This window comes from Flavobacterium ammonificans (assembly GCF_020886115.1).
Taxonomy (GTDB): domain Bacteria; phylum Bacteroidota; class Bacteroidia; order Flavobacteriales; family Flavobacteriaceae; genus Flavobacterium; species Flavobacterium ammonificans.
Window position 1 is genome coordinate 1,525,810 of record NZ_AP025185.1, and the last position, 12,809, is coordinate 1,538,618.

General features: G+C 32.8%; 11 protein-coding genes. 4 read left to right on the forward strand and 7 right to left on the reverse strand.

The features are described from left to right. Positions 1-33: 33 nt before the first annotated feature. The 3 genes from LPC20_RS06745 to LPC20_RS06755 all read right to left on the reverse strand — a co-directional run bounded on the left by LPC20_RS06745 (position 34) and on the right by LPC20_RS06755 (position 4,297). Positions 34-1,251, reverse strand: a complete 1,218-nt coding sequence (locus tag LPC20_RS06745; protein WP_229323769.1) for an RsmB/NOP family class I SAM-dependent RNA methyltransferase — start codon at positions 1,249-1,251, stop codon at positions 34-36. 117 nt (positions 1,252-1,368) lie between these two features. Then, positions 1,369-3,330 carry a KUP/HAK/KT family potassium transporter gene (locus LPC20_RS06750; RefSeq protein WP_229323771.1) on the reverse strand — a complete coding sequence of 654 codons (1,962 nt, stop codon included), beginning with the start codon at positions 3,328-3,330 and terminating at the stop codon, positions 1,369-1,371. Between the two features lie 109 nt (positions 3,331-3,439). After that, complete coding sequence (locus LPC20_RS06755) at positions 3,440-4,297, reverse strand: hypothetical protein (protein WP_229323773.1); 858 nt, start codon at positions 4,295-4,297, stop codon at positions 3,440-3,442. Between the two features lie 173 nt (positions 4,298-4,470). Between LPC20_RS06755 and LPC20_RS06760 the strand changes: the two genes are divergently transcribed. After that, positions 4,471-6,231, forward strand: a complete 1,761-nt coding sequence (locus LPC20_RS06760; protein ID WP_229323775.1) for an aromatic amino acid hydroxylase — start codon at positions 4,471-4,473, stop codon at positions 6,229-6,231. Between the two features lie 18 nt (positions 6,232-6,249). Here the strand turns inward: LPC20_RS06760 and LPC20_RS06765 are convergent, their stop codons facing one another. Together LPC20_RS06765 and LPC20_RS06770 are read right to left on the reverse strand one after the other, a co-directional pair. Beyond that, complete coding sequence (locus LPC20_RS06765) at positions 6,250-7,143, reverse strand: flavin reductase family protein (RefSeq protein ID WP_229323777.1); 894 nt, start codon at positions 7,141-7,143, stop codon at positions 6,250-6,252. Positions 7,144-7,177: 34 nt separating this feature from the next. Beyond that, on the reverse strand, positions 7,178-8,176 hold the full coding sequence (locus LPC20_RS06770) for a fumarylacetoacetate hydrolase family protein (RefSeq protein WP_229323779.1): 999 nt from the start codon (positions 8,174-8,176) through the stop codon (positions 7,178-7,180). Positions 8,177-8,415: 239 nt separating this feature from the next. Here LPC20_RS06770 and LPC20_RS06775 point away from each other — a divergent pair, with 239 nt between their 5' ends. The 3 genes from LPC20_RS06775 (at position 8,416) to LPC20_RS06785 (ending at position 11,878) form a co-directional block, all read left to right on the forward strand. After that, positions 8,416-9,573: a homogentisate 1,2-dioxygenase gene (locus tag LPC20_RS06775; protein ID WP_229323781.1), complete on the forward strand. Its 1,158-nt coding sequence runs from the start codon at positions 8,416-8,418 to the stop codon at positions 9,571-9,573. 31 nt (positions 9,574-9,604) lie between these two features. Further along, positions 9,605-10,735 carry a 4-hydroxyphenylpyruvate dioxygenase gene (gene hppD, locus LPC20_RS06780; RefSeq protein ID WP_229323783.1) on the forward strand — a complete coding sequence of 377 codons (1,131 nt, stop codon included), beginning with the start codon at positions 9,605-9,607 and terminating at the stop codon, positions 10,733-10,735. Between the two features lie 78 nt (positions 10,736-10,813). Further along, positions 10,814-11,878 (forward strand): WD40/YVTN/BNR-like repeat-containing protein, encoded by a 1,065-nt coding sequence (locus tag LPC20_RS06785; protein ID WP_229323785.1) that lies wholly within the window; start codon positions 10,814-10,816, stop codon positions 11,876-11,878. Between the two features lie 21 nt (positions 11,879-11,899). Here the strand turns inward: LPC20_RS06785 and LPC20_RS06790 are convergent, their stop codons facing one another. Continuing rightward, positions 11,900-12,361 (reverse strand): sensor of ECF-type sigma factor, encoded by a 462-nt coding sequence (locus tag LPC20_RS06790; protein ID WP_229323787.1) that lies wholly within the window; start codon positions 12,359-12,361, stop codon positions 11,900-11,902. Between the two features lie 18 nt (positions 12,362-12,379). Next, on the reverse strand, positions 12,380-12,793 hold the full coding sequence (locus LPC20_RS06795; protein ID WP_229323788.1) for a hypothetical protein: 414 nt from the start codon (positions 12,791-12,793) through the stop codon (positions 12,380-12,382). Between the last annotated feature and the right edge of the window lie 16 nt (positions 12,794-12,809).

Sequence of the window (12,809 nt, forward strand, 5' to 3'; positions counted from 1 at the left end):
AATTGGGACTTTTTTTATGTTTATATTATTTGGTTATGCGTTTTTACGTTCTAACAACGCCATATAAAATCCATCAAAACCTGATTCTGAAGCCAATATTTTTCGATCTTCAATAAACTGAAATTGTTTACCAATTTCAGTAGTTAAGAAACGTTGTACTTGTTCTTGGTTTTCCGAAGGTAAAATAGAGCAAGTGGCATAGACTAATTTGCCGCCAGGTTTTACAATTTTAGAATAGTTTTCTAAAACTTCAGATTGCACTTTACGAATGTTATCAATAAACTCAGGTTGCAATTTCCACTTAGCGTCAGGATTTCTTTTTAAAACTCCCAAACCGCTACATGGTGCATCGATCAATACGCGATCTGCTTTTTCGTGTAATTTTTTAATGACTTTGGTTGAGTCAATTATACGGTATTCGATATTGAAAGCGCTATTTCTTTTCGCTCTTAGTTTTAACTGCTTTAGTTTACTTTCGTATAAATCCATAGCAATCAATTGCCCTTTATTTTCCATTAAAGAAGCAATGTGTAATGTTTTTCCTCCTGCACCTGCACATGTATCAACTACACGCATTCCAGGTTTCACATCAAGGAAAGCAGCTACTAATTGTGAGTTGGCATCTTGCACTTCAAAGAAACCTTGCTTAAAAGCGTCTGTTAAAAAGACATTGGCTCTTTCTTTTAAAACCAAAGCATCAGGCTGGTCTTTCAAATAGTCGGTTTCAATATTCAAATCCATCAAGATAGCTTTTAACTTCTCTTTGGTAGTTTTAAGGGTATTGACACGAAGAATAACTTTTGCTGGTTGATTTTGCGCTGCAATTTCTTTTGACCAAACTTTTTCTCCTAATTCTTTCACGCCGATTTCTTCCATCCAATCAGGAATAGACTCTTTAAAGGTTCTAATTTTAGACAATTCATCAAAACGACCTTTAATTTTTCGTTCAGGAGTGCCATCTAATTGGCGCCAATCAGGAATTGGATATCCTCTTAAAACCGCCCAAACCGCAAAAATTCTCCATAAATTGTCTCTGTCAAAAGGTTCTTTAACTTCGGCAATTTCAGAATACAATCGCTTCCAGCGGACTATTTCATATATGGTTTCGGCAACAAACTTTCTGTCGGAACTTCCCCAACGTTTGTCTTTTTTTAAGGAACGTGCTACCACTTTGTCTGCATATTCTCCTTCATTGAAGATAGCATTCAAAGCGTCAATGGTAGTATAAACTAAATTTCTGTGTAATCTCATTGTAAAAAATTGAAATGCAAAGGTACTATTTATTGATTGGAAAGCTAAATTTAATCCTTTAAATAAAAAGACACTGTGGTGAAACAGTGTCTTAAGTTTACTATAAATAGAGTGTTTTTATTTTAGTCTTGTTAATCCTATATTTTCTGGTGCATGAAGTACTAATGGGAATTTTTCAATTTTCACAGAACTACTATCTAATCCAAATGCTCTTTCTTCAGATAAACTTAGTTTTTTGATAAAGAAATAGGAATTCATTACTAATTTTTCATGCCATAATAAATCGCTATCATTAGATAAGAATTTCTCAGACAATACAAACTTAAAGTCTCCGAGGATATTGTTTTTATTCAATGATTCGTAACGGCTAGTAATATCTACTTCTCCATTTTTAACCATATCCTTCAAAACCTCTCGGAACATTAAATTGATCTTAGTTGGTTCTCTAAAACCTAAGTTGAAATCAACTCGATAGATATCATCTTTTAAAATTTCTGTTACCTTGTATTCAGTTTTGTACGGTTCTGTAAGTATATTGACATGAACAAACCAATACAAATCAGCTCTTTTTGGTCTTTTTTGAAGAATAGAATACATTACTTTTTCTTCTATTTCATCGATTCTTCCCGCATTAGTCATATATACTAAATGAGTTGCGTATTTCGGGATAGATAAATCAGCACTTAACTCACTAAGCACTTTTTTATAATCTTCAATTTTCACAATTTTAGTATAGGCTTTATTAATTTTTTTAGCCACATACCAGATCGTCATAATTGAAATAAGAGTAATTGCAATTAATAGTGTTACATAACCTCCTTCTGCAAATTTTGTTATGTTAGCCGATAGAAAACTGAATTCAATTGCTAAATAAATCGCAATTAATGGAACATATAAATACCATTTCACCCTTTTCATTATTAAGAAATAATTTAAAAGTAATGTCGTCATTATCATACATAAAATAATGGCTAATCCATAGGCATGTTCCATATTACTTGATTCCTCAAAATGCAACACGATTCCAACACAACCTACAAACAACAACCAGTTGATAGAAGGAATGTAGAGTTGTCCTTTTAATTCCGTAGGGTATTTGATCTTCACTTTAGGCCAGAAGTTCAAACGCATGGCCTCATTAATTAAGGTAAACGAACCACTAATTAAAGCTTGTGATGCAATTACAGCTGCCAATGTAGCGACTACAATTCCTATGGGTTGGAACCAATCAGCCATAATTAAATAGAAAGGATTTCCATTTTTTCCACCCAGACTTTGAAGAGTTTCTCCTTCGTGATGAATTAAATAAGCCCCTTGACCAAAATAATTAAGAACTAAAGCAGTTTTAACAAAAATCCAACTGATTCGGATATTCTTTCTTCCGCAATGCCCCATGTCTGAATACAATGCTTCAGCTCCAGTTGTACATAGAAATACAAACCCAAGAACAAAAAAACCGTCTGGGTGAATGGATAATAACTTATAAGCATAGTAAGGATTAATGGCTTGAAGAACTTCAACGTGCTTAAAAATTTGAATTCCCCCCAAAATAGCTAACATGCTAAACCAAATTAACATCATTGGTGCAAAAAACTTTCCAACTAATTTGGTTCCAAATTGTTGTATGGTAAAAAGAATAAATAAAATGCCAATAACAATTGGGATTGTATTGATTTCTGGGTAAAATGTTCTAACTCCTTCAACTGCAGATGATACCGAGATAGGAGGTGTGATAATTCCATCAGCTAATAATGCGCTTCCCCCAATTATAGCAGGGACTATGAGCCATCTGATTTTTGTTTTTTTGACCAAAGCGTACAAAGCAAAAATTCCACCCTCGCCATGATTATCAGCGCTTAATGTGATTAGTACGTATTTGATTGTAGTTTGTAAGGTAAGTGTCCAGAAAACACAAGATATTCCTCCTAAAACAATGTTGGCATCAATAATATGATTTCCAAGAATGGCTTTCATTACATATAATGGGGAAGTTCCAATGTCACCATAAATAATTCCCAATGAAACTAATAATCCGCCAAGTGTTAATTTACTGTGCAGATCTTTGTGCGCTACGCTCATGATATTCAATTATAAAGAGGGCAAATTTACTCTTTTTAAATATATGAGTTCAAAAAATATAAAAAAAACACGATTGATTTATCGTGTTTTTATTGATGCGATGTTATTTTTAATTTCGTCGACTAATTTGTCTAGAGTTTTCAGAGTTTTCCGATTTTTTCGGGATGTCTACATACTGTGTTTTTCTATTATGTATTTCTATTTCATTTAGTTTCAATGCTACCTTGTTTTCTTGCTCTGGTATAGGTACTATCGGTCTCGAATTGTTGTCATAGTTTGCTCTGCGATTGTTCTGTTTTGTTTTTTCAATTCGTTTGTTGAAATTGCTCTGATTGCTTACAGGATAGTAGTTTCTATTTTGTTTTGGAATAGATCTATAATGATATAAATTGAAGGGTGCCCTCTTGTTGTGTCTGAATTTAATAGCTCCAAAAGGTTTTCTTGAACAAAAACTATTTGGATACTTCTTCCATCTCCAATTTGAATAATAGGGTCTGTAATTCGATTTCCATATTAGATTTAAAATAATTGAATTCCTATGAAGAACTGGTCTGTAATAGTAGTTAGAACCAAACAAACTTTGATTTCCGATAATAGTAATTGGTGCTGAATTCAAATTATTCTTTTCTAAAGTAATAGTTGCCACATCTTGGAAAAGTGTATGGTCTAAAACAGCTTGGATTACGATTGAATGAGATCTGTTTTCTATAGATTCAACAACTCTAAGATAGTCTACTTCGTTATCCTCATTTAAATCTAAATTGGATATTTGGTATTCTGGATCATTCAATCGTATTTCAAAATCTTCTAAATTTTGTGCTTCTCCAAAAATTCTAGCAATTGATTTTAAATCTAAATTAGCACTGATTTGAGAGTTTACAGCGTTTATATTAGCTCTATTTTGAGCCTCAATATTTTGAAAAGTTAAAATTCCAACTAAGCTCCAAAAAAATAGTTTCGTTTTCATAATTCGTTAGTTTTAAATTACTTTTAAATATTTTCAATTACTGTGCCAATTTAATTTCGTTATGAAGTAATTGTATTATAATTATTTTTTAACATATTATTTAATTGATTATTTAAAAAAAGCAATTAAAAATCAGTTCAAATTACTAATTTAGCAATGCTAATTTTTGAAATATGAAAAGCTTTAATGATTTTAATAATATTCAGGTGGCGGGTTTGCCCTCACATTTGAAGCAATTTATTGTTGATCAAAATTACGATACGTATACTCCGATAGATCATGCTGTATGGCGTTATGTAATGCGTCAAAACTACAGTTATTTAAAAAATGTCGCTTATTATCCATACATTAAAGGTCTTGAAATTGCTGGATTAAGTATAGAGTCTATTCCTGATTTGCAAAAAATGAATGACAATTTGGGCAAGATTGGATGGGGTGCTGTTACTGTTGACGGATTTATTCCTCCAGCGGCCTTTATGGAATTTCAAGCTTATCATGTTTTAGTTATTGCTGCAGATATTAGACAGATTAATCATATTGAATATACTCCAGCACCCGATATTATTCACGAAAGCGCTGGACATGCTCCAATTATTGCTGATGCAGAATACAGTTCATATTTAAGTTATTTTGGTTCTATTGGTTCCAAGGCCATGTTTTCCAAAAAAGATTTTGAATTGTATGAAGCAATTAGAGAGCTGTCTATTTTAAAAGAAGCTTTAGATTCTACTCCAGAAGAAATTGAGCTTGTAGAAAATAAACTTCAGACCATTTCACAAAATATGGGTGAACCCTCAGAAATGGCATTGTTAAGTCGTTTGCATTGGTGGACAGTAGAATATGGTTTAATTGGGACTTTAGAAGATCCTAAAATTTACGGCGCAGGTTTGTTGTCCTCTATTGGCGAAAGCGCTACTTGCATGAGCAAAGATGTTCCAAAATTGCTATATGATTCTAATGCAATTCATTATTCATACGATATCACAAAACCACAACCTCAATTATTTGTGACCCCTAATTTTCAAAATTTGATGGATGTTCTGGAAGATTTTGCTAATAGTATGGCTTTTAGAACAGGTGGTTGGTCCGGGATTTCAAAGGCTATTGAGTGCCAAAATACTTGCACTGCAGTATATAGTTCAGGACTTCAAGTTACAGGAGTATTTAGTTTGTTCTATAGAGATCATAACAATAATTTGTCTTTTATTAAAACAGAGGGTCCTACTTCTTTAGCGTGTAATGATGCTGAATTACCCAATCAAGGAAGTGATTATCATGCTGCTGGATTTTCGTCTCCTGTCGGTAAGTTGAATTCTTTAGAGGTTTCATTAGAAGACGCCTCTCAGGAAGATTTAGAAAAACTCCATATTGCAATTGGTAGTTTTGCCCAATTGGTTTTTGAAAGTGGTATTCAAGTTAGTGGAACCGTGCTTAATATTCTTAAGAATGGTGATAAAATTATTCTCATTAGTTTTGAAAATTGTACTGTCCTTGATCAAGATTTGAAAGTATTGTTTTTACCAGAATGGGGAATTTATGATATGGCAGTGGGTGAGAAGATTGTATCTGTATTTAATGGAGTTGCTGATAAGTCAAAATGCGTTATTCAAGAATCTGTTACCACTCAAAAAAGCAATAATCTTTGCTTCTCTGCTGAAGAACTAAGATTACAAGCTATTTATGCAACAATTCGTCAGATTAGAGAGAAACAAGAAGAATTTGCAAAACTACCTGAGTTGGCTCAGGAAATTATGGAAGTTTATCCTCATGATTGGTTGAGCTTGTTAGAAATATATGAAATAGCTAAAACGGCTGATTTCGATCACTCATTTAGTACTGATTTGCGAAATCATTTAAATACAAAAATTAAAGAAAATCCTAACTTTAGTAAGTTAATTTCTGATGGATTAATGGTAATTGAAACTTTAAGTTAAGAAATAGAAATTGCTTTTCTAAATAGTTAAAAAAGCAATTTCTAAAGCAGCCTCAAATTCCGAATTTTTCAAAAGGGAACTAATTAATTGGTGAATTTGAAGTTGTTTTGCATCAACATCAGTATCTGAAGTATTTAAAATGGACTTTAGTTGAGGCCATTCTTTTTTCTTTTCTATTGCAGCTGGATTTGGAATGTTGGGCATATTGCCTAGTAATCCTAATTCATTTCCAGTTAAAATTTTTGAATTCCGAATTAATGTTGGTAAAGCATCCACACCAATGCCATTAGTGGTTACTGGTTTTGGAATTTTGAATAAATTGTCCTCAGTTATTCTACAATACCAATCGCCTCCAAGACGCGCTACTAAATCCATTTTGTTTTGATCAATTTTACCGTCGTCACCAAGTACAGCCTCAGAAATATGGATTAATTTTATTTCGGCCAAAATTAAATTACCTGCTCCATTTTGATCTCCAAGCGGAATTATTTGCGTTACAACACATTCAAACTGTACAGGTGCTTCTGCCACTCTTGGCGGACGAACAACTTCCGAAGGTAACATTGTGAATCCCGATTTTTCAAATTCATTTATGCCTTTGGCATACTCAGAACTTGCTAAACTCATTTGTTGTACCATATCGTAATTGACAATATTGATCACACACTCTTTGACCTCCATTACGTTTTCAAGCGTATGTTTTATCGTGTTGTCGCGAACTCTTCTTGCAGGAGAAAAAATACAAACGGGTGGGTTTGTGCTAAACATATTGAAAAAGCTAAATGGACTAAGATTGATATTGCCCTCTAAATCAATTGTTGAGGCAAAGCAAATTGGTCTAGGAGCTATAGCGTACTGTAAATAATTTTGCAGCTCTACCGTTGAAAGGTCTTCACATTTAAGCGTAATCATATGTTTACTTGTTTAGTAGTATAGTACTAATTGGTTATATTTTTTTTAATGCTAAAATTGAAAAATTGGTATCCACTTTTTTAATTGTATTGTTCAATACACCAAGACCAGTAATCTCCATATCTACAGTATCTCCGTCTTGTAGCCATTGTGGTTTAAAATTAGGGTCATTTAGTAATCCGGTTCCATTAAGTTCTAAAAAGCATCCAGTACCCACTGTTCCGGATCCAATTACATCCCCAGGATATATATCTACTCCATAGGCACATCGCTCTATAATTTCTGCAAAAGTCCAATCCATATCTGCCATATTACCACGAGATACTTCTATACCGTTGACTTTACAACTCATCGTTAGATTATAATTATTTCCAACGTGATTTGGTTTGGCTGGAACTTTATAGGGTTCTAACTCGTCAGGAGTTACTAACCAAGGTCCAATCACTGTGCTAAAATCTTTCCCTTTTGCAGGTCCTAAATTCAAAATCATTTCTTCCATTTGAAGCGTTCTTGCGCTCATATCGTTCATAATCATATAGCCAGCTATATAAGAATCGGCATCCTTTGCAGAGATATTTCTACCTTTTTTACCAATTACTACTGCTACTTCTAATTCGAAATCTAATTTTTCAAAGTGATCGGGCATACATTCAATTTCTCCTGGTCCCTGAATCGCATTGTGGTTTGTGAAATAGAATATTGGATATTGATCAAACTCCGGAATCATATCTAATTTACGATTCTTTCTTGCCGAAGCAACGTGCTGTCTAAAAGCATATCCATCTCTACAAGAGCTAGGCTTTGGAACTGGCGCTAGGAGATTGAAATTAGAAATTGGTGTTGCAATACTACTATCATTAAGAATTGATGTTTCAACTAATTTGGCTTTATCCATCATTGATTGGCCACCTTCAAGAAAAGTTGCCATATCATTTGGAATCAATTCATTAATAGCATTTAAATTATAAATAGAATTATGTACCATAATTCCTAAATGTGTTTTTTTGTCTTGTGAGTAACTTACTAATTTCATATTGAAATGGGTATTGTTTAGTGATGTGTAAAAATAAATCAAAGCGACGTAAAATTAAGAATATTTTAATTAAATTTGGATTTCTTTTTGAGAATATGTCATATCATCAGAAAATCATTAAAAAAATTGATATGTCGTAATTAAATTGAATATTTTATATTACTAAATCTGCTTTTAGTAATTGCAATTAGATTCTTTTTTATTTATTTTAACTAAGTTGACTTTTAAATATTTGAAGTATGCCAATATATCATTCTTTAGGAAAAATTCCTTTAAAAAGACATACCGTTTTTCGCAAACCTGACGGGGAACTTTATGCAGAAGAGCTAGTTTCTACAGAGGGTTTTTCGAGTTTGTATTCTTTAGTGTATCATTGCCATCCGCCTACAATAGTTAAATCTATGGGAACTCCTTATTCTGTAGAGCCTAAAATAGCGCGTGAGAAACATTTGAAGCATACCAGTTTAAAAGGATTTAAAATTCAGCCTGTAGATGATTATTTAGAGAGTAGAAAAGTGATATTGGCAAATAATGATTTGCATATTTCTCTAGCTGCCCCAAAAAAATCGATGACAGACTATTTTTATAAGAATAGTCAGGCTGATGAGGTCGTATTTATTCATGAAGGTTCAGGTGTATTAAAAACTGGTTTTGGCAAACTTAATTTTGGTTATGGCGATTATATAGTTATTCCAAGAGGAACTATTTATCAAATTGAATTTGACGATGAAAAAAACCGACTTTTTATTGTCGAAAGTTTTAGTTCCATTCAAACTCCAAAGCGTTACAGAAATGCATTTGGTCAATTGCAAGAACATTCTCCTTATTGTGAGCGAGATATAAGAAAACCTAAAGATTTAGAAACGATAGATCAGATCGGAGATTTTAAAGTCTTAATAAAAAAACAAGGAATGATGTATCCCTATACTTACGGAACACATCCTTTTGATTTTGTGGGTTGGGATGGTTTTCATTATCCTTGGGCTTTATCAATACATGATTTTGAACCTATTACTGGTAGATTACATCAACCGCCTCCTGTGCATCAAACTTTTGAAGCGCATAATTTTGTCATTTGTTCATTTGTTCCAAGAAAATACGATTACCACCCTTTGTCAATACCAGCGCCCTACCATCATAGTAATGTAGATAGTGACGAAGTATTGTACTATGTTGATGGCGATTTCATGAGCCGTAAAAGTGTAGAAAAAGGTCAAATCACTTTGCATCCTGCTGGAATTCCGCACGGACCTCATCCTGGAACTGTTGAGAAGTCGATTGGAAAGGAAAGTACAGAAGAACTCGCTGTGATGATAGACCCATTCAAGCCATTAATGATTACTGAAGAGGCTTTAGCCATAGAAGACGAGGACTATTTTGCTAGTTGGCAGTCTTAAAATTATGTACAATTAAATTTTTATACTATATATGAATACTGAAACTTTTGCTGAAAAGATCGCTAAAGCGCCAAACTTTCTTCCTATCAATGGAACTGATTTTATTGAATTATATGTTGGAAATGCTAAACAAGCAGCGCATTATTATAAGACTGCTTTTGGGTTTCAATCGCTTGCCTATGCGGGTCCTGAAACCGGAGTTAGAGATAGAGCATCGTATGTTTTACAACAAGGGAAAATCCGTTTGGTATTAACTACAGCTTTAAAATCCGATAGTCCTATTGCTGAACATGCTAAAAAACATGGCGATGGTGTTAAAGTACTTGCCTTATGGGTGGATGATGCTTATTTAGCTTTTGAAGAAACTACAAAAAGAGGAGGTAAGACCTATTTAGAGCCTACTACTTTGAAAGATGAGAATGGAGAAATTCGTATGTCTGGAATTTACACCTACGGAGAAACAGTGCATCTTTTTATTGAAAGAAAAAATTACAAAGGTTTATTTATGCCGGGTTACCAAGAGTGGAAATCAGACTATAATCCAAAAGATGCAGGTCTATTATATATTGATCACTGTGTTGGAAACGTGGGTTGGAACCGTATGAATGAAACCGTTAAGTGGTACGAAGAGGTAATGGGATTTGTCAATATCCTAACTTTTGACGATAAACAAATTAATACTGAATACTCTGCATTGATGAGTAAAGTAATGAGCAACGGAAACGGTTATTCAAAATTTCCAATTAACGAGCCTGCTATTGGCAAAAAGAAATCTCAAATAGAGGAATATCTAGATTTCTATGAAGGGGAAGGAGTACAGCATATCGCAGTGGCTACGAACGATATAATTACTACAGTAACGCAATTGAAAGCCCATGGAGTCGAATTTTTAAGCGCTCCACCCAATGCCTATTATGAAATGTTATCTAACAGAGTAGGATCAATAGATGAAGAAGTATCAGTTTTAAAAAGTCTTGGGATTTTAGTTGATTGTGACGAGGAAGGGTATTTGTTGCAAATTTTTACAAAACCTGTTGAGGATAGACCTACTTTATTTTTTGAGATTATTCAAAGAAAAGGAGCACAATCATTTGGTGCTGGAAATTTCAAAGCATTATTTGAGTCTCTAGAACGAGAACAAGAATTAAGAGGAAATTTGTAATAAAAAATTAATGTATTCTAATTCATTTAAAAACAGTAGTTTTAACCAGCTACTGTTTTTTTATTTTAATTCCATTTTATGAAACAATTTTTGGTTTATTTTTTAGTGTTTCAAACACTTTTTTCCTGTTCTTCTATAGGACTAAGGCATTCAGAGAATCAATCTATTGCGCTTTCAGGTATAGAAAGAGTAGATACATTGTTAATGGATAAAATTAGTATTAGAGCAATCACAATCGCTAATGATAAAGTTTGGTATTCTGCTGATAAGTCTCGATTTGGCTGTATAGATTTAGTATCGTTACAAAAAAAAGAAATCGAAATAGGTTCCAATAAGCAAACAGAGTTTAGAAGTATTGCTAAAACAAAACACTTTATTTTTGTGTTAAGCGTTGCCAATCCAGCATTATTGTATCGAATTGATAAACAAGACTTAAGTTATGAATTAGTATATCATGAACAGCATGAAAAAGTCTTTTATGATAGTATGCAATTTTGGAATGATAAAGAAGGAATTGCAATTGGCGATCCCATTGCATCAAGTTTTTCTTTGATTGTTACCAAAGATAGCGGTAAAACTTGGCAAAAGATACCAGATAGTCAATTGCCAAAATTAGAAGAAGGAGAAGCTTTTTTTGCTGCGAGTAATACGAGTATTATTACCAAAAAAGAAAAAACTTGGGTGGTATCTGGAGGAAAACAATCAAGGGTGTTTTTTTCAAATAATAAAGGAAAAAATTGGGAAGTATATTCCACTCCTATAGTTCAAGGTAAATCCATGACAGGAATATTTACTGCCGATTTTTACAATGATAAAATTGGTTTTATTTCTGGAGGAAACTATGAGAATTTAGAGCAAAATTACGATAATAAAGCACTCACATTAGATGGCGGTAAAACCTGGAAATTAGTAGCTCAAAATTTAGGGTTTGGTTATGCGTCTTGTGTGCAGTATGTTCCAAGAAGTAAAGGAAACGAATTGTTATCTGTTGGCGCATCAGGAATTTTTTATTCTGGAGATCGCGGACATACTTGGAAACAATTCAGTTCGGATAAAACATTGTATACTATTAGAATGATAAATAACGTTACTGCTGTTGCTGCTGGAAAAAATAAAATTATTCTAATTCATTTTAAGAAGTAGTGTACATTAGTTTTTTAGCATTTAATCTTTTCGTTGTTGCCCTTTATTTCGGTATTGGGCTAATAATTTTCTATTAAAATCTTCTTCTAACTTTTTTAGGAGAATTATTTTTGATGGAGGGATAACTCCTTTCAAATTAGCTGCAAATTTTTTTCTAAGCAAAAATAATTCTTCCTCGTTTTTGTCCATTTGGTTCAATAAAAGACTTGCCTCTTTTTCTGTCATTTTATCTTTACTCTCATTGTATTTTTTGATCAATGTTTTTGATTTAGAGTGTTTCAATTCAAACTCTTTATCTTCAAAAGCAGTGTAGATAGGCCAAAATTTATCAGCCTCGCTTTGACTTAAGTCCAATTCAGTAGTTAGAAATTCAACTTTCATTGATTTAATTTGCTCTCTTTTTTCTTTCATTTTGTCTGATTGAGCTTGAGAATTGAAAGAAATCAATAAAAAAAGCAGCGCTATAATAGAGGATAGTTTCATGGTGGTATTATTAAATGGTTATTCTGATAGTAAGATTTCTATAGAAGGACTTGTTGCTAGAATGGTTTCTAATGTTTCGTCTTGAACAATTAATTGAGACTTAAGTGTGTCTAGATCTTTTCCATCCAAATCATTGATAAGTTCATAAGCATCAATTTCTGAGTGGTATACAAAATGATCTTCATAAGTGGCAGAATCTAATTCTGCAGAGTTTGATTGAATTAAATTGAAAACAGGTATTGAAAGCAGAATTAAAACTGCAGCAGCGGCTGCAAATAGCCAATACTTTTTGTCAGCCTTCAAAGAGATTATTTTACTTTCCTCCTGAGGTAATTTTGAAAGTATCTTATCTGAAAAATCATCAAAATAATTTTCTGGAGTAGAAAATCCAGAAGTGATTTTTGATTTTGTATTTAATTTATCTTTTTCCATAACGTTAATTAGACTT